We start from the raw sequence: 16,086 nt of genomic DNA, 5'->3' as shown, positions 1-16,086 counted from the left end.
ATCGTACTTTGGATTACCATCCTATGTCTCGACCCCTGATTGGTATCTCCTGCATGAATAGCCAGGATGAGCGCGGATCGGCGCTGATGGCCGTTCGCCCAGCCTACCTGCACGCCCTCGAAGCTGCCGGTGGGGTGCCCGTACTCATCCCGCTTAGCGATGACCTTGAAGTTGTTCGCGGCCTCTATCGTTGCTGTGATGGTATCTTGCTCCCCGGCGGCGATGACGTTGACCCGGCGCGTTACCACGAAGAACCCCACCCCGATCTGGGTGCGGTCGATCCTCAGCGCGATGTCGTCGAGATCGCACTGGCCCGCTGGTCTCGCGAGGATCAGAAACCACTACTTGGTATCTGTCGCGGTATTCAGGTGATCAATGTCGCCTTTGGCGGCTCGCTCTACCAAGATCTCGGCGCACAGTACGAAAATGCCTTCGATCACCGGGTGAATATCAAACTGCACCAGTATGATATTCTCACCCACAGCATCAGCCTGAGTCCTGGCAGTTGGCTCGCGCAACACCTCGGTGTCGAGGAGGTGATGGCGAACACCATGCACCACCAGGCAATCAAGGATGTTGCCCTCGGTTTACGAGTTGTTGGCCACGCTCACGATGGCGTGATCGAGGCAGTCGAAGGTACCGGCGAGCAGTTTGTGGTTGCGGTGCAGTGCCACCCCGAACACCTCTGGGCCAATGCAGAGCCGCGTTGGCGCCAACTCTTTGCCGGTTTTGTGGCGGCGTGTCAGCGCACATAACAAGGTGGATGGTGAGATACGTTCGATCTTCCACTACATAAGGATCAACGATGATCGGCGTCTTCGATTCGGGCCTCGGCGGCCTTTCGGTGCTGCGGGCGATCCGTGAGCGTCTTCCTGATCACGATCTTCTCTACCTCGCAGATAGTGCCTACTGCCCGTATGGGCCACGTCCGGCTGCCGAGGTGCGCGTGCGGGCACAGGCATGTGCCAATTGGCTGGTTCAGCAAGGGGCTGATCTGGTTGTCATCGCCTGTAATACGGCCACCTCCGCCGCAGCCGATCAGTTACGGGCCGAGTTGCCGGTGCCGGTGATCGGCTTGGAGCCAGGTCTCAAACCGGCGATTACCGCTAGCCGCAACGGGCGGGTAGGGGTCTTGGCGACCAGTGGAACTTTGCATGGCGAGCGCTTCATGAACCTCGTGCGCCGCTTTGCCTCGCGGGCACAAATCTTCACCATGCCCAGCCCCGACTTGGTGGGCTATGTCGAGGCAGGTGATCTGAATGGCCCCGATGTGCGCGCTGCCCTCACGGGCTACCTCGAACCACTCCGCTCCCAGGGCGTGGACGCGGTGGTGCTCGGCTGTACCCACTTTCCCTTCCTCCGCCCGCTGATTGCCGAACTTGCCGGGCCAGAGATCGAGATCATTGATACTGGCTCCGCCGTGGCTGAACAGGTCTCCCGCATTGTCGAGGTCTACGCGATAGACCCCGATGGTGGTACGCTCCGCTTCGCCACTACCGGGGACCCTGAGACGGTCGGGCCGCCCTTGGTGCGCGTCTGGGGCGAAGAGGTGCCGCTGATCAAGGCGGAGATATAAAAATATAGAGACGCAAGATATTGCGTCTCTACGCTACATCCCTAATCCGCCAAGGCCGCGATACGATCATGGGTGCTCGGCAACGCCCCGCGTGCAAACCCAACCACGTCAATCCGCATGAGCAGCATGATGCAGCCCACCAACCCCACCGCTTCGAGTAAAAAGACGCTGCCGTAGGCGATGGTGTGCGAGTTGGTGGCTGCCAACACCATGTCGCGGATAATCCCACCTAAGCCCATACCCACCCCACGGAAGACGAGTTGCGCCAGCGACCAGAAGCCGAGATAGGCTCCCGCGTGACGATCCGAGGTCATCGCCATCAGCAGGCTGATCGTGCCGACCGTCTGGATACCAAAGCCCAAGCCAAAGATGATCAGGGTCGGTATCATTGCCGCCTGGATCTTGAAGATCGCCACCACCCCCAACAACACCATCGCGACCATCGTCGCCCCTAACCCAATCAGGGTTGTTCCCACCTGCTCGTGGGGGGCATGTTTACGGGTAATAATCGTGCCGCCAACCATCGAGACCAGCACCGCCAAGCCCCAGAAGGCGTTCCAGCGGGTGGTGGCTCCCACATCCAGCCCAAAGACATCGCCGCCGAATGGCTCAAGTATCGCGTCTTGGGCAAAGACGCTGATCATTCCGAGTGAGAGGAAGACAAAGAAGGCGCGCGCACGCGGATCGGCCCAGATCATCCCCAGAACAACCCGCGACGAGGGTTGTTCTTCTTGTGGATTAGCCTCCGGGGTGTAGCGATCTTCACCCAGCAGCGAGAAGAACCAGAAGGGTACCGCCAAGCCCACGCCGATCAGCACCGCTCGCCACAGACTGGCTTGGTCATAGTTCTTCATCAACAGCCCATAGAGTGCCGGAGCCATCGAAAAGGCGAAGAGCAGCATGATCTGGGCGATACTCAGCGCCTGTCCGCGCTTACTCACTGGCGCACTGTCGCGCAACAGGGCCAAGAAGGGGCTGCCCGAAATCAGCGTCCCCGCCCCACACACCACAAAACAGAGCGTCGCTAACCCCCAACCCATGATCGAACTCGGATCTTCAGCCAGCAAGAGCGTCGAGGGCGGAATGAGCAGCAACCCTAACGCCATCATTGCCCGGCCACCCCAGATATAGGGCAGGCGATACTTGCCAAAGATCGGCTTTCTGTCCGAGCGATCCCCGGCCCAGATGCTCAGCGGGGCCAACAGGTAGCGCAGTGCCGCCAGAATCGCCACCGGCCCAGCCGGTAGGCCGAGATTACTGATCAGGATGCGGTTCCAAACCGCCGAGAGCAGAATGTCGGTGAAGGCCGAACCAATATGAAACGAACCGATCTTCAGGGTACGCCCCATCTTCAGGCGTTCCGGTTGCGTCGCCATAACTCGCTCTCCATATGAAGCATTGTCTGCGGAATGGAGGGAATTATACCAGCTATCGCACACTCTCAGGTTGTAGTGGCATTCCCAACGCCAGCGCCAACGACTCGCCCTGGCGCACCCGGTAGAGCGGGAGGTTCAGTTCGGCTACCCGCCGCAAGATGGGGTTAACGTCTTGCATGCCCCCAAAGCTTTGCGGGTCCACAAAGATCACCGCTGCCCGTACCCCGCGCATCAGGTGTTGCTGAAGTGCGACAACCCAGCGCTCATCAAGCGCCGAGGTGATGATCAACAGGGTCGAATTACGCCCAAAGCGTTGGCTTTCCGCAATCAAGACCTCGGCCAGACTCTGTGAGCCGTGGGCACGTAGTACCGCCAGGGCTTCGAGAATCTTAAAGAGTTGGCGCGACTCCCGCTCAGCCGGGATGATCTCGCGGTGTTGGCCCCAGGCGATCATGCCCACGATGCGGTTCTGCGCCAACAGCGTCCGCGCCAGCGAAGCCGCCGTCATCACCGCATACTCCTCGCTGCTCGCCGCCACAATCGGCGCACCGGGCTGCTCGCTGGGGCTACGCCGCCACCAGGGTGCCTGATTGCGCACATCGCCTCCCCCACGCTGCCGCCGCGCCCGCATGTCGCGCACCACCGTGCGCTCCTGCATATCCAGCACAATATAGACATCCGCCGAGGGATCAAGCTCAAATTCCTTCACCATCAACTGGCCGGTACGCGCCGTACTGCGCCAATGAATACGGTTGAAGCTGTCACCCGGCACATATTCGCGTACCGTAGAGACGTTGGGCGTCACATGAAACGTGCGTGCCCGCGTCGCCTGCCCACCCGGCAGATCGGCACTCGGTAACTGGAACCCCGGCAGATCCACCATCTGCGGGTAGACCAGGATCTCATTGCTGGTGGCAACCTGACGGGTCATCCGCACAATCCCAAACGGATCGCCACTCACCAGGGTGGCTGGGCCAAGCCGGTAGCGCCCGCGCAGCGTACACAGGGTGCGCGCAATCCAGCGCCCCTGCTGGCCAATCCCCAACGAGGTGACGAAACCGACGCCATGCTGGGGCAACTCCGACTGATCGAGCAACTCGATCCAGAGCTTGGGCAACCACCAGCGGTTCCGAATCGTGATCCGCTCGCGGGCAAACTCACCCACATGCGCCCGCAGGGTCAGCGGTTCTCGCTCCACACTCAGCCCGCGCAGATTGAGCCAAGCCCACACAATTGATAGCCCAAGTAAGCCTAGCAGCACATAGCTCAGGTGGAAGAAGATGCGCAACCCGGTGCCCTGCGCAGCCAGGAAACTCGCCCCACTCAGAATGAGGACAATCAGTGGACGTAGCATACGATCAGCGATGATACTTTATCATGTGTCATCTTCGCGCCTTCGCATCAAAAAGAAGGAGGATACCCCATGATCTACCATATCGCCACCCGCGCCGACTGGGACGTCTCACTGGCGACCGGCATCTACATCACCGATAGCCTCCACCAGGAGGGTTTCATCCACTGTTCAACGCAAGAACAGGTTGAAGGTACCGCCGCTCGCTTCTTTGCCGGGCGCGACGATCTGGTTCTGTTGCAGATTGATCCGGCCCGGCTTAGCGTAGAGCTACGCTACGAAGAGGGCGAACCGGGAATACTCTTCCCGCACCTCTACGGCCCACTCGATCTGGATGCAGTGATTGCCGCGCATCCACTTCAGGTCGGATCATGATCCCGAATGTGCCCGATTCCTCCCCGCTTTACGCTGCGCAATCACCCGCTGGCGGCGCTGGTCGAGTGCGTTCAGCATCTCCACCACCGCACGTTCGAGTTCCGAAGGTGGCTCGGCTGGCCCAATCTCCAATGTGGGATCAACCCGTACCACAATATCGGCGAGGCGTACTCCTACCGGAACCATATGTGCCCCCGGCAACTCGCGGTGGATGAGCTTATGCCCATGTTGCCCGTCGAGGACACTGATCAACCAGGCTACATCACTCTCTGCGGGATCACCACCTGCATGACCAGCCACCGTATCATCACAGAAGGAGATCAGCCCAGTCAGATTGAAGAGATCATCCTCAACAATCAAACGCTGGGTCTCGGCACGGGTCGGGCGCACCCCCAGACCGAGCGAGTCGAGCAGATGGCCGAGCCATGGCACGGGCAATGCCGAAGCGGTATCGCCAATATCGGGTGCCATCAGGATCGAGGGTTCATCAATGATACCGCGTCGGGCTTGGGCCGGATTGCGCTGGGGCGGAAGGAAGAGGCCACTCGCCACATCGGTATAGGCTTCGAGTAGCGCAATATACTTACACCCTAGGCTATGACCAACCCAAAAATGGGGCACCCCATCCAGTTCGGGGAGTTGCTGACGAACCAGATCGCGTTCAACTAGGAGATCCTCGGCTACACTGATATGATCAAAACTGAAGGCATACGGCACAGCGATAATCGTATACCCCGCCGTAAAGACCCGCTCCAGTAAGGCATCATAACTCGTGGCCGGGAACTGGCCAAAGAACTGACCACCATAGAACTCCACGACCCCCACTGGGTTGGGGTGGCGGGCCACCAGACTATGCGCGATTGCCGTGTAGCGCATGAAATCTCCTTTGAAAACAAGTACGCCCGATACGTGTCATGGGTAGGCTCTGATCACACTACACAACCGCATCTTCAAACTTCGCTACCGCCGCGCTGATGGCCTCAACCTGATCTTTCCCCAGCGCAATCTCCCCGCCAGCTTCAACCGCGAGGCGGATGAGGTACGCGATCTCCATCGGGCTTGCCCGTTTCAGATAATCATTCGGCAGGGTGCCTTTTTTTCGTAACTCGAATATGATGATGAATGCGATACTTGCTGCCATCTGGATGCAAAACGCAGCAACAGTGCTTGCACCTAGCCCGATGATGGGGATCGGCATCATCACTTCGCTCGCCAATTTCACACCACCCCCTGCACCAATGAGCTTCATTGTAAATCCCGTTAATCCCGGAACCGACTTGAAGCCATAGATTGATGCGATATTGTCAGATATTACTTTCATCGTCAAGACTTGCGAAAGAATATCTGAGATCGGAAGTGGATTGGAAAACTTCACGATACACGATGCGCCTGCACCGGCCGCTGCTACACTATAAGCATAATCTATGGCTTCCTGGGTAGACATAGAGACTCCTCCCTCTAGTAGTGATAGCGAGCCTGCACAAAGTCAATCCGGGTATTGCTGACGACATATACCAGCCGATGCTCCTGGGTGATGCGGCGTGACCAGACTCCTGTACCCAGATATTTCAGTGGTTCAGGTTTGCCAACCCCAGTGAACGGGTCACGCAGAATCGCTTCAATCAGGGTAAATATCTTGAGCGCAGTGCGCCGATCTGTCTCAACCCAATACCGTAAGTCCTCGCGAAATTCAGACTGAAAGACCGCATCGCGTTGAATTGGTGGTGTAGGATGTGGATCAGGCGTCGGCATCAATTTGAACCTCGTGCCGTAGTTGTTCGATTGACTGGGGAGCGCCAACCCGCTGACGAACCCGCCCTAGGGTGTTCAAAAGCCGTTCGGCGTTGGCTGGCGAGCGTAGGAGATGAACGGTTTCGAGCAAGCCGACTAATTCATCGGCGGCAATCAGCGCCACATCCTCACCTCCACGACGCTGGATGATGACGATCTCGCGGTCGTTGGTTACCTGCTCAAGCAATGCGGCAAGCTGTGATCGAGCTTGGGTGTAGGTTGTTTGAATAGTCATATCCCATTCCACTGGTCTCTGAAGTGTACAGCCTCACTGTACATGTTTGTTGACAAGAAATCAAGTAGGGGCGAAGCATCGCCCTCCAAACTCGTTTGAGTTCCCCTGCTCTATGGAGGGCGATGCTTCGCTCCTACGGGATGATCGGGGAACCTGGCGATAAGGGGGTTTCTTTACCCCAATCGTGAACAATTACGTCCTCTAGCCATATCTCAGGAGCGGCGGTTTTTTGGTACAATAGAACCGCTTGTGCCCGCGTCTGCGGGCGTACCCCGCCGGGAGAATCTGCATGACCGACCTTAGCTCTCTGACGATTACCAGCGCCCGCGCTGCGCTTGATGCGGGCGATTTGACTTCACTCGCGCTTACCGAGGCTCTGCTGGCTCGTATCGAACATACCGAGCCGAGTGTCAAGGCGTTCCTCACTGTTACCGCCGAGACGGCGCTGGCTCAGGCGCGTGCCGCCGATGCAACCCGTGGCGCTGCGGACAATGGCCCACTCCATGGTATTCCGCTGGCGATTAAGGACGTTATCTGCACCGAGGGGGTACGTACCACCTGTGGTTCGCGTATCCTCGAAGATTTCGTGCCGCCCTACAACGCGACGGTGATCGAGCGCCTCAATGCTTCCGGTGCGCTGATGCTCGGTAAACTCAACTGTGATGAGTTTGCAATGGGTTCGAGTACCGAGGCCAGCGCCTATCAGACGACCAGTAACCCCTGGGATCTCTCCCGCGTGCCCGGTGGCAGTAGCGGGGGCAGCGCCGCAGCCGTGGCCGCTGGTCAGGCGCTCGGCACGCTCGGCACCGATACCGGCGGTTCGATTCGCCAACCCGCTGCTCTCTGCGGTATCAGTGGCCTCAAGCCCACCTACGGGCGTGTCAGTCGCTATGGCCTGATCGCCTATGGCTCCTCGCTTGATCAGATCGGCCCCATGGCCTGGACAGCCGCCGATTTGGCGCTCATGCTCCAAGCTCTCGCCGGTCACGATCCGCGTGATGGTACCAGCGCCGACCTGCCCGTCCCCGATTATAGCGCCGCCCTCAGTGGCGATCTGCGTGGCTTGCGGGTGGGGGTGCCCAGCGAATATTTTGTTGAAGGTATGGAGCCGGGGGTTGAGCAGGCTACCCGCACTGCTATCGAGGTACTCCGCGACCTCGGTGCGCAGATCATTCCCGTCTCGTTGCCCTACACCAAGTACGCGCTACCCACCTACTATATCATCGCTCCGGCTGAGGCCAGCGCCAATCTGGCGCGCTTCGATGGGGTGCGCTATGGCCCGCGTGAAGCCGGCGAGAGTATGTGGGATCAGATCGAACTGACTCGTGGCCACCGCTTCGGGGCTGAGGTGCGCCGCCGCATTATGCTCGGCACGTATGCCCTCTCCGCCGGGTATTACGATGCCTACTACAAGCGCGCACAGCAGGTGCGCACGCTGATCAAGCGTGACTTCGAGCAAGCCTTCACCCAGGTGGATATGCTCGCCGCACCGACCTCGCCCACCATCGCTTTCCCCATTGGCCAAAAGACCGACGACCCGCTGGCGATGTACTTGAGCGATGTCTGTACACTGCCGATCAACCTCGCTGGTGTGCCGGGGTTGGTAGTGCCGTGCGGGTTCAGTGAGAATCTGCCGGTGGGCCTGCAACTCATCGGGCGACCCTTCGATGAGGCCACGCTGCTGCGTGCCGGTGATGCCTACCAGCGCACGACCGATTGGCATACCCGGCGGCCTACCCTTGGGTAGGCTTTTATCCACCTCCGGTGGGGAGGCGGGCATGTGCAAAGTCCTTGGGGCTACACCCCAAACTCCAATTTTTATTGTTTTTTGGCGGCGAAGCCGCCAAAAAACAATAAATAAAGATCTTCGGGGGCGGCGAAGCCGCCCCCGAACCCCCGCCAAAACAACCGCAAACCTATGGTATACTATACGCCAATGTGTGCCATTTTTGGCGGGCTGCCGCGCCCGTCGGTATAAAAGGAGTCTCTGTGGAGCGCAATAATCGAACCCGGTTCGCCGGTGGCGCTGGTGGCAACCGCCCACGTGGTCGCCGCCGTGAGTGTGAGTTCACCAAGCTTGGTATCCTTCCCGACTACAAGGACATCAAGCGCCTTCAGAAGTATGTCACCGCCCAGGGCAAGATTCTGCCCCGCCGCCGCACAGGTGTTACCGCTAAGATGCAGCGCCGCCTCTCGATTGCGATCAAGCGCGCGCGCCATCTCGCCCTGTTGCCAGCGGCTCCTTCGCATACTCGCGGATAGGCTCTGCTCAAGAATCGCGGCGGCGATGGGTATGTGATACCCGTTGCCGCCGCGTTTTTTAGATCGCCACTCCCAATTCTCGCAACCGCCCGATCAAGCGCTCCTCGGCCTGCATCAACCGCATTCGCTCACGCACATACTCCACATCCAAGGTCTGGCGGCGCAGAATACCCTCCACATCAACCACATCAAACTTGCCGAAGGTGCTGCCGCGATCCAGTAATAGTTTGTGAACCACCACATCTTCGGGGGCGACTACCGGTACCGGCGCTCCCAGCAGTGACATCTTGCGCATCCGAGCCTGCATGGGCGCGTCAAGGTTTAGCGGATGGTGTACCCCCTCGCGGCGTAGCGAGAGATCATCGAAGATCTTGATGCCTCGCCAGATGATGCGTTGGCCATCGAACTGTACCGCCTTGCCACTACTCTGGAAGAGTTGCACCACAGCCGACATTTGGCCCGGCATGATCACAATATCCACATCCTGAATCGGGCGGCGGTTGCCGTAGAGGTGCGCGGCGGCTCCGGCAAACACTCCCCATACCATCTCTTTGCTGTCCAACAGGCGCTGCACAACGGCGAGGTTTCCGGCGATGAGTGACATTGAACGCTCCTTACAGCCGTTATGGGCGGGCGTACCATGTGTCCCGCTCCAGGGTCATCTCGTAAAATTCAACCGTCGTTTCATAGCGTCCGCGCCGAAAGTAGGCTTGATACCCCTGGTAGCGCGGATCATCGAGGAGGCGCAGACTGGCGTCACGGCCTGTACCGCGCCATTCACTGAAGACATATTTGAATCCGAGGCGTTCGTAGCAACGTACAGCGCGAATATTGAACGCGGCGACATCAAGGTGTAGCGCCTGATAGTCCAACGGCCCAAAGAAGGCATCAAGGAAGGCTGCGAGAGCCTCGGTACCATAGCCCTGGCTGACATAATGGGGTGAGAGCGAGATGCCGAGGCGGGCACTGGATTCGTGCAGGTCAATCTCGCGTAGCGAAATGCGCCCGATGAGGCGTTGATACCCATCCTCAATCGCCCATGCGTAGCGTTGCGTACTCCAACTCTGCCGCCGCTGAGAGTCACTGTAGTTGCTCCGAGCGATATTCCAGAGCGAACTGAATGGTTCCGTATACCGTGGCCATAGCTCCTGTGCCAATGTGTCTCGTCGTTGCCAGGGGCGCAACCGCACCCGCTCGGCATAGATAACATGGTTGGAAATATCCTCTTTGGTCACGCCACCCTCCGTAGCGTTTATGGCTCCAGACGCAGATAGTTGAGCGACATCCAGCCTTCATAGCGCTGACCAGCGACTTCGGTTGAGCCGCGTAGCCAAGGGATGTTATCCTGCATCAATGGCCCCTCCAGTTTGGTCACGGGGGTACCGTTTGGAACCACGATGACAATATTGCCCGCATCATGAACGTTGGGTTCACTACGCATATTTAGCCCCTCGGCCAGATTGACGATATAGATCTCGTCGCGCTGGATAAACTGGCCGAACCAACTCAATGGCCCTTGGTTGGTGTCGGCGCTGGGTAGCCCCGGCATGCTCGGCAGGTTGGGCCGTGAGATGCCGTTCATCTGATTGATCAGGGCGTTCACGCCGATGTAACTACCAATTCCCACGACGAGCAAGAGGCTCAGCATGACGATCCATCCCATCATACTACGCACGAGGCTCTGTTGGCGTACCCCGGCAGTTGCAACGCTGGGGCCACGCCGCATGCTGGCCCCCAGGTTCAGGTTGGTGATCCCGCTGCGGATGGCCTGCATGCGCGGCTTGATGATGGGTGCCACTGCATCGGGCAGGCGCAAGGGGGCGGTGGCAATGCGTTGCACCGGCGCTGCGGGGCTGGCTGGTTGGGCATTCGGTGCAACCAAGCGCTGGGTACTGGCCCCTAGATCGCGCCATAGTCCATCGAGCGCGGCAGCAAATTCGGTTGCGTTGCGATAGCGCTGATCGGGGATGCGGGTGGTGGCGCGGGCCAGCAACTCCTCGGCCTTGGGCAGGTAGAGGCTCGGTCGCGCATGGCTGAGCGGGGGCAGGTGCAGGCTGAGGTGGGCCAGGGCGATCTCACGCGCATCACTGCCACTTACTGCGCGGCTCCCGGTGAGCAACTCGTAGAGCAACAGCCCCATACTATAGACCGCGCTGGCCTGGCTGGCCGGTTGGCCTTCGCTCAGTTCTGGCGCACGGTAAGCGGCTTGGTCGGCCAGGATCTCGCTACTGGGCAGCAGCCAACTCTCCACCAACTTCACCCGGCCTTCATCCACTAGCAGAATATTGCTGCTGCTGATCGGCGGGTGGTAGAACCCTTGCGGTTGGCTGGCATCAGCCTGGGCCTGACAGGCCGCAATCGCCCCGGCGATCTGGCGCATGTAGAGCAGTGCCTGCTCGACCGTCAGCACGCCCAACCCACGCAAGGGCCGCCCGCTCACATATTCGCTGATCATATAGGGGCGGTTAGCGCCTTCACCACTATCAAAAACCTCCAGGAGCGCTTGGTGTGAACGGCGCGCACTCTGGCTGATCTCGCTCAGAAAGCGCTCACGCGGGCGCTCCTGGCCAGCCAACTCCTTGCGTAGCAGGTGTAGCAGAACCTGCCGACTCAGGCGTTCATCGGTTGCCGCGTAGACCACTGTGAGCCGGGTTTCACCCACCTGCTCACGCACGCGGTAGCGTCCGAAGAGCAGCGGGCTAGATGTGGGGGTTGCGTCTGCCATTGGGTTTATTCTGCTGCATGCGGGTCTTTGATCGCCCGCACCAGTTCATAGGCTCCGCTTTGCCAGGGAGTAATCCGGATTGATTCCAGGCCCAGGTTGTCGAGTTGTTGGTACATGGCCTTCTGATTCAACGCCCGACCGGGCAACAATCGTGCCCAACCATCGGTCCACTTGCTGATGATGAGACTCCCGCCTGGCCGCAACACGCGTACCATTTCGGCCAGTGCTTGGCGCGGCTGGGGGAAGTATTCGAGTGCTTCTAAACAACACACCAGATCGAACTGATTATCGGGCCACGCGAGGTGGGTCGCTTCACCTTGTTGCCAGTGGATTGCTGCCGCTGGACACATCTGGGCCTGTTTCTGGTGGGCCAGATCGAGCATCTGTGCGGTGAGATCGAGCCCAATGATGTTGCCGGTAAACCCACGATCAGACGCGAGTAGGAGCGGCACACGCCCGGTACCAGTGGCAACGTCGAGAACCTGCGGGGCGCTACGTCCTTCTAGTGCTGCACGCAACAGCGGCAACAACAGATGTTCATCCTGGGTATGGGTGGCGGTGCGGATCGCATCATAGTGCCGCGCCCCCCAACGATAGACCAGCCGTACCGCCCATGGCCCCAGGTAGGTACCTTCACCAATAATGATGATCCAATAGAGGAGCCACAGCACCCCTAATCCAGCCAACAACCAGATCACACCCATACGGCTGATTATAGCATGTTGGGGTCGAGTAGGGGCGAAGCATCGCCCCTCCAACGACAGATGAAATTCCCAGTGCGCACTGGGGCGATGCTTCGCCCCTACAGGATGTTCCGCACTGCCACCGCAAAGCGCTCGGCCACCTCATCCGCCTCGGCCATACTCATGGTGAGCGGCGGGCAGAACCGGATGGTCGAGGCCCCACAGGTGAGCACCAGCAACCCCTTGCGGAAACACATCTCCATCACCGCATCGGCGAGCTTCCCATTCGGGTTGCCGCTGGCCGGATCAACAAACTCGGCTCCGATCATCAGGCCGCGCCCGCGCACCACGCTGATCTGTGGGAAGTGGCTGGCCACCTCCTGAAGCCGCGCCATCAGGTGCGCCCCGACATGGGCCGCGTTGTCCATCAACTCCTCTTCAACCATGGTGAGCAACTCGTGCGCCACTGCGCAGGTAAGCCCGTTGCCGCCGTAGGTGTTGCCATGTGAACCGGGCTGCCACTGCATCGCAACCTCACTGCGGGCGATCATCGCACCTAGCGGCAAACCGCCGCCCAGCCCCTTCGCCGAGGCGATAATGTCCGGCACGACACCTTCATGCTCAACCCCCCACATCTTGCCGGTGCGGCCCACCCCGCTCTGCACCTCGTCGGCAATCAGCATGATGCCATGTTGGTCGCAGATCTGGCGCAAGCCCGCTAGAAAGCCAGGGGCTGGAACGACATAGCCGCCCTCGCCCTGGATCGGCTCGACCACAATCGCGGCCACCGAATCGGGCGGGCAGGTGGTCTGGAAGAGCGTCTGTTCAATAAAACTGAGGCACGTCTCGGTCACTTTAGCCGGATCACTCTTGAGCGGGGGGCGCTGCGGGTTGGCGTAGAAGGCGTGGAAGGTGCCGGGCAGCAGCGGGAAGAAGCCGCGCCGCTGGCGGGGCTTCGAGGCGGTGAGTGAGAGGCTGCCATAGCTGCGGCCATGAAACGCGCTGTAGAAGGCGATAATATTCTGGCGACCAGTCGCATAACGGGCCAGTTTGATACTCGCCTCGATAGCCTCGGTGCCACTATTGGTGAAGAAGACCCGCCATGCTGGCCCCTGGGGCATCAGGGCGGCCAGCTTCTCAGCGGCGCGGATCATCGGCTCATTATAGAAGTCGGTGCCCGCCATGTGCGTAAAGCGGGTGAGTTGCTGCTGCGCCACCGCAATCAAGCGCGGGTGGCAGTGGCCAGCGGCGAGTACGGCGATCCCGGCGGTGGCATCCAGGAAGCGGTTGCCATCCACATCCCAGACCTCGCAGCCTTGAGCGTGATCAATCACCAACGGGTAGACCCGGCCCATCGGCACCATGACCTGATTGTCACGCGCTACCAGGGCACTGGCGTGCTGGCCCGGCAAGGTGTCTGGGAATGTGTGGGGAGTATTGGTCATCATAGATCCTTTCGCCGTGTGCGGTACCAGTCTCGATTGTAGCCCACGCAGGTATGGATGCGCAAGTTTTTGGAGGTTCGGGGGCGGCAAGCCGCATAGGTGTTCGGTTAAGCGTCCTCTTGCGCCCTGTTTTTTGACCGCAGAGGACGCAGAGGAACGCAGAGGAAGAATTATAGGTAGCGTGAAACCCATCCCTCTGCGTACCTCTGTGTCCTCTGCGGTTGATATGGTGTACCACCGAGGGCTATGCCCTCCTTAAAAATTGGGGTTTGGGGCTACGCCCCAACAAATCTCTCTATGCTTTGTATCACCCCGCTTTCAGCTAACATAGGACACCACTATGCTATAATCCCGCCACTTCAAACAGACACAGGAGCAAACCCCTTATGTGCGGTATTGTTGGATATATTGGCCAACGCAACGCCACTGACGTGGTTGTTGGTGGCTTGCAACGGCTAGAGTATCGCGGCTATGATTCGGCGGGTATCGCCATCCTGGGTACCGAGGGGCTGCAACTGCGGCGCAGCGTGGGCAAACTGGCCAACCTGATCACCCGCTTAGCCAGCGAACCTGCGGCTGGCACGGTTGGCATGGGCCATACGCGCTGGGCCACCCACGGCGGCGTCACCGAGATCAACGCCCACCCCCACCGCGACGCCAGCGGCGAGATTGTCGTCATCCAAAACGGAATTGTTGAGAACTACCTGGAACTCAAGGGTCGTCTGATGGAGGCGGGCCACACCTTTCTCTCCCAGACCGACACCGAGGTGATCGCGCATCTCGTCGGGCTCTACTACCAGCAGACGGGTTCGCTCGAAACTGCCGTGCGCCGCACCATGGCCGATCTGCGCGGGGGCAATGCGGTCGTCGCGCTCTGCATCCACGAACCCGCCACACTTGTCGCGGCGCGCCTCGGCAATGCTGGCGGCGTGGTGATCGGCTTGGGCGAAGACGAGACCTTCATCGCCTCTGACATCCCCGCTATCCTCGACTACACCCGCGATCTGATCTTCCTCGAAGACCGCGATCTGGCCGTGATCACCCGCGAGGGTGCCCGCATCAGCCGCCTCGATGGCACACCCGTCACCCGTCCGATCACCAACATCAGTTGGGACCCGGTCGCAGCGGCCAAAGGCGACTTCAAACATTTTATGCAGAAGGAGATCGCCGAGCAGCCGCGTGCCCTCACCGATGTGCTGCGCGGGCGGATCGATCAGGAGGCGGGCCAGGTCTTCCTTGATGATCTGAAACTCGACACCAACGCGCTGCGCCGGATTGAGCGCATCTACGCCACAGCATGTGGCACGGCATGGCATGCTGGCCTGATGGCCAAATTCATGATCGAACACCTCGCCCGCGTGCGGGTCGAAGTGGACTATGCCAGCGAATTTCGCTACCGCGAGCCGGTGCTCGGTGCCGATGCGCTGCTGCTGGCGATCACCCAGAGTGGCGAGACGGTGGACACCCTCGCGGCGATGGAAGAAGCGCGCACCCAAGGCGTCCCCAGCATCGCGCTGGTCAACGCGATTGGCAGCCAAGCGGCGCGTGTCGCCGACGGCGGGCCGCTCTACCTGCATGCTGGCCCAGAGATCGGCGTTGCTTCAACCAAAGCCTTCACCTCAATGCTGGCGGCCAGCTACCTCTTCGCACTCTATCTCGGTCAGGCACGCGGCACCCTCACCCCCAACCAGATCCGCCCGCACCTCCAAGCGCTGATCGAACTACCCGGCAAAGTGGCGCACGTACTCGAAACCGCCGCCCCCATCTGCGCCCACCTCGCAGACCGCTACCACCACGCCACCAACGCACTCTTTCTGGGGCGGCAAGCCAACTACCCGATTGCCCTCGAAGGCGCACTCAAACTCAAAGAGATCAGCTACATCCACGCCGAAGGCTACCCCGCCGGCGAGATGAAACACGGCCCCGTCGCCCTCATTGACGAGCGCATGCCGGTCATCTGCATCGCCCCGCGAGACGGCATCTACGAAAAGATGCTCAGCAACATCGAGCAGGTCAAGGCGCGTGGTGGCCAAGTCATCGCGATTGGCAGTGAAGGCGATCACCTGCTGGCCGAAAAAGCCAGCCATGTGATCACCGTACCCAGCACCCTCCCGCTGCTCCAGCCTATCCTCACCGTCATCCCATTGCAACTGCTGGCCTACGAAGTGGCGGTACGGCGCGGCTGCGACGTGGACCAGCCGCGCAACCTGGCCAAGAGCGTGACGGTGGAGTAGGGGCGCATCGTGATGCGCCCTAGTTTTTGACCG

At 60.0% G+C, this 16,086-nt stretch carries 17 protein-coding genes; 6 read left to right on the top strand and 11 right to left on the bottom strand.

What is annotated here, in order from left to right:
• The first annotated feature begins 23 nt into the window (after nucleotides 1-23).
• A complete protein-coding gene (locus EKD03_RS10615; protein ID WP_129630382.1) occupies nucleotides 24-755 on the top strand; it encodes a gamma-glutamyl-gamma-aminobutyrate hydrolase family protein in 732 nt (243 codons plus the stop codon).
• 50 nt (nucleotides 756-805) lie between these two features.
• Complete coding sequence (gene murI / locus EKD03_RS10610; protein ID WP_129630380.1) at nucleotides 806-1,576, top strand: glutamate racemase; 771 nt, start codon at nucleotides 806-808, stop codon at nucleotides 1,574-1,576.
• 41 nt (nucleotides 1,577-1,617) lie between these two features.
• Here the strand turns inward: murI and EKD03_RS10605 are convergent, their stop codons facing one another.
• Together EKD03_RS10605 and EKD03_RS10600 are read right to left on the bottom strand one after the other, a co-directional pair.
• Nucleotides 1,618-2,952, bottom strand: a complete 1,335-nt coding sequence (locus EKD03_RS10605; RefSeq protein WP_129630378.1) for a BCD family MFS transporter — start codon at nucleotides 2,950-2,952, stop codon at nucleotides 1,618-1,620.
• Nucleotides 2,953-3,004: 52 nt separating this feature from the next.
• Complete coding sequence (locus EKD03_RS10600) at nucleotides 3,005-4,306, bottom strand: DUF58 domain-containing protein (RefSeq protein ID WP_129630376.1); 1,302 nt, start codon at nucleotides 4,304-4,306, stop codon at nucleotides 3,005-3,007.
• A 69-nt stretch (nucleotides 4,307-4,375) separates the two neighbouring features.
• Here EKD03_RS10600 and EKD03_RS10595 point away from each other — a divergent pair, with 69 nt between their 5' ends.
• Nucleotides 4,376-4,678 (top strand): DUF952 domain-containing protein, encoded by a 303-nt coding sequence (locus tag EKD03_RS10595; protein ID WP_129630374.1) that lies wholly within the window; start codon nucleotides 4,376-4,378, stop codon nucleotides 4,676-4,678.
• Here the strand turns inward: EKD03_RS10595 and EKD03_RS10590 are convergent.
• Genes EKD03_RS10590 through EKD03_RS10575 form a run of 4 tightly spaced genes read right to left on the bottom strand, consistent with a single transcriptional unit; the run spans nucleotide 4,673 to nucleotide 6,704 of the window.
• Nucleotides 4,673-5,554 (bottom strand): DUF1350 family protein, encoded by an 882-nt coding sequence (locus EKD03_RS10590; RefSeq protein ID WP_129630372.1) that lies wholly within the window; start codon nucleotides 5,552-5,554, stop codon nucleotides 4,673-4,675. The genes EKD03_RS10595 and EKD03_RS10590 overlap by 6 nt on opposite strands.
• Nucleotides 5,555-5,612: 58 nt before the next feature.
• A complete protein-coding gene (locus EKD03_RS10585) occupies nucleotides 5,613-6,122 on the bottom strand; it encodes a hypothetical protein (protein ID WP_129630370.1) in 510 nt (169 codons plus the stop codon).
• Nucleotides 6,123-6,136: 14 nt separating this feature from the next.
• Nucleotides 6,137-6,430: a Txe/YoeB family addiction module toxin gene (locus EKD03_RS10580; protein WP_129630368.1), complete on the bottom strand. Its 294-nt coding sequence runs from the start codon at nucleotides 6,428-6,430 to the stop codon at nucleotides 6,137-6,139.
• Entirely contained in the window at nucleotides 6,417-6,704 is a 288-nt protein-coding gene (locus EKD03_RS10575) for a type II toxin-antitoxin system Phd/YefM family antitoxin (protein ID WP_129630366.1), read from the bottom strand. The genes EKD03_RS10580 and EKD03_RS10575 overlap by 14 nt, the downstream gene beginning before the upstream one ends.
• A 289-nt stretch (nucleotides 6,705-6,993) precedes the next feature.
• Between EKD03_RS10575 and gatA the strand changes: the two genes are divergently transcribed.
• Nucleotides 6,994-8,451 carry an Asp-tRNA(Asn)/Glu-tRNA(Gln) amidotransferase subunit GatA gene (gatA, locus tag EKD03_RS10570; RefSeq protein ID WP_129630364.1) on the top strand — a complete coding sequence of 486 codons (1,458 nt, stop codon included), beginning with the start codon at nucleotides 6,994-6,996 and terminating at the stop codon, nucleotides 8,449-8,451.
• 242 nt (nucleotides 8,452-8,693) lie between these two features.
• Complete coding sequence (gene rpsR / locus EKD03_RS10565; protein ID WP_129630362.1) at nucleotides 8,694-8,966, top strand: 30S ribosomal protein S18; 273 nt, start codon at nucleotides 8,694-8,696, stop codon at nucleotides 8,964-8,966.
• A 58-nt stretch (nucleotides 8,967-9,024) separates the two neighbouring features.
• Here the strand turns inward: rpsR and EKD03_RS10560 are convergent, their stop codons facing one another.
• The 5 genes from EKD03_RS10560 to EKD03_RS10540 form a co-directional block, all read right to left on the bottom strand.
• Nucleotides 9,025-9,570, bottom strand: coding sequence for a nucleotidyltransferase family protein (locus EKD03_RS10560; protein WP_129630360.1), 546 nt, complete (start codon nucleotides 9,568-9,570; stop codon nucleotides 9,025-9,027).
• Nucleotides 9,571-9,589: 19 nt separating this feature from the next.
• On the bottom strand, nucleotides 9,590-10,201 hold the full coding sequence (locus EKD03_RS10555; protein ID WP_129630358.1) for a GNAT family N-acetyltransferase: 612 nt from the start codon (nucleotides 10,199-10,201) through the stop codon (nucleotides 9,590-9,592).
• 17 nt (nucleotides 10,202-10,218) lie between these two features.
• Nucleotides 10,219-11,691, bottom strand: coding sequence for a serine/threonine protein kinase (locus tag EKD03_RS10550; protein WP_129630356.1), 1,473 nt, complete (start codon nucleotides 11,689-11,691; stop codon nucleotides 10,219-10,221).
• A gap of 5 nt (nucleotides 11,692-11,696) precedes the next feature.
• Nucleotides 11,697-12,395 (bottom strand): class I SAM-dependent methyltransferase, encoded by a 699-nt coding sequence (locus EKD03_RS10545; protein WP_129630354.1) that lies wholly within the window; start codon nucleotides 12,393-12,395, stop codon nucleotides 11,697-11,699.
• A 98-nt stretch (nucleotides 12,396-12,493) separates the two neighbouring features.
• Nucleotides 12,494-13,822, bottom strand: a complete 1,329-nt coding sequence (locus EKD03_RS10540; RefSeq protein ID WP_129630352.1) for an acetyl ornithine aminotransferase family protein — start codon at nucleotides 13,820-13,822, stop codon at nucleotides 12,494-12,496.
• A gap of 383 nt (nucleotides 13,823-14,205) precedes the next feature.
• On the opposite strand from EKD03_RS10540, the gene glmS reads away from it, so the two are divergent.
• A complete protein-coding gene (gene glmS, locus EKD03_RS10530; RefSeq protein ID WP_129630348.1) occupies nucleotides 14,206-16,053 on the top strand; it encodes a glutamine--fructose-6-phosphate transaminase (isomerizing) in 1,848 nt (615 codons plus the stop codon).
• The last annotated feature ends 33 nt before the right edge of the window (nucleotides 16,054-16,086 follow it).

Origin of the sequence: Candidatus Oscillochloris fontis (genome assembly GCF_004138135.1) — a bacterium.
GTDB classification, from domain to species: Bacteria; Chloroflexota; Chloroflexia; order Chloroflexales; family Chloroflexaceae; genus Oscillochloris; species Oscillochloris fontis.
Note: the sequence above shows the minus strand (reverse complement) of the source record. Positions and strands in the feature narration are given on the sequence as shown.

Excerpts from the sequence above, each read along its gene's own strand:
- EKD03_RS10615 (WP_129630382.1), top strand. The coding sequence starts at position 24 with ATGTCTCGACCCCTGATTGGTATCTCCTGCATGAATAGCCAGGATGAG.
- murI (WP_129630380.1), top strand. The coding sequence starts at position 806 with ATGATCGGCGTCTTCGATTCGGGCCTCGGCGGCCTTTCGGTGCTGCGG.
- EKD03_RS10605 (WP_129630378.1), bottom strand. The coding sequence starts at position 2,952 with ATGGCGACGCAACCGGAACGCCTGAAGATGGGGCGTACCCTGAAGATC.
- EKD03_RS10600 (WP_129630376.1), bottom strand. The coding sequence starts at position 4,306 with ATGCTACGTCCACTGATTGTCCTCATTCTGAGTGGGGCGAGTTTCCTG.
- EKD03_RS10595 (WP_129630374.1), top strand. The coding sequence starts at position 4,376 with ATGATCTACCATATCGCCACCCGCGCCGACTGGGACGTCTCACTGGCG.
- EKD03_RS10590 (WP_129630372.1), bottom strand. The coding sequence starts at position 5,554 with ATGCGCTACACGGCAATCGCGCATAGTCTGGTGGCCCGCCACCCCAAC.
- EKD03_RS10585 (WP_129630370.1), bottom strand. The coding sequence starts at position 6,122 with ATGTCTACCCAGGAAGCCATAGATTATGCTTATAGTGTAGCAGCGGCC.
- EKD03_RS10580 (WP_129630368.1), bottom strand. The coding sequence starts at position 6,430 with ATGCCGACGCCTGATCCACATCCTACACCACCAATTCAACGCGATGCG.
- EKD03_RS10575 (WP_129630366.1), bottom strand. The coding sequence starts at position 6,704 with ATGACTATTCAAACAACCTACACCCAAGCTCGATCACAGCTTGCCGCA.
- gatA (WP_129630364.1), top strand. The coding sequence starts at position 6,994 with ATGACCGACCTTAGCTCTCTGACGATTACCAGCGCCCGCGCTGCGCTT.
- EKD03_RS10560 (WP_129630360.1), bottom strand. The coding sequence starts at position 9,570 with ATGTCACTCATCGCCGGAAACCTCGCCGTTGTGCAGCGCCTGTTGGAC.
- EKD03_RS10550 (WP_129630356.1), bottom strand. The coding sequence starts at position 11,691 with ATGGCAGACGCAACCCCCACATCTAGCCCGCTGCTCTTCGGACGCTAC.
- EKD03_RS10545 (WP_129630354.1), bottom strand. The coding sequence starts at position 12,395 with ATGGGTGTGATCTGGTTGTTGGCTGGATTAGGGGTGCTGTGGCTCCTC.
- EKD03_RS10540 (WP_129630352.1), bottom strand. The coding sequence starts at position 13,822 with ATGATGACCAATACTCCCCACACATTCCCAGACACCTTGCCGGGCCAG.
- glmS (WP_129630348.1), top strand. The coding sequence starts at position 14,206 with ATGTGCGGTATTGTTGGATATATTGGCCAACGCAACGCCACTGACGTG.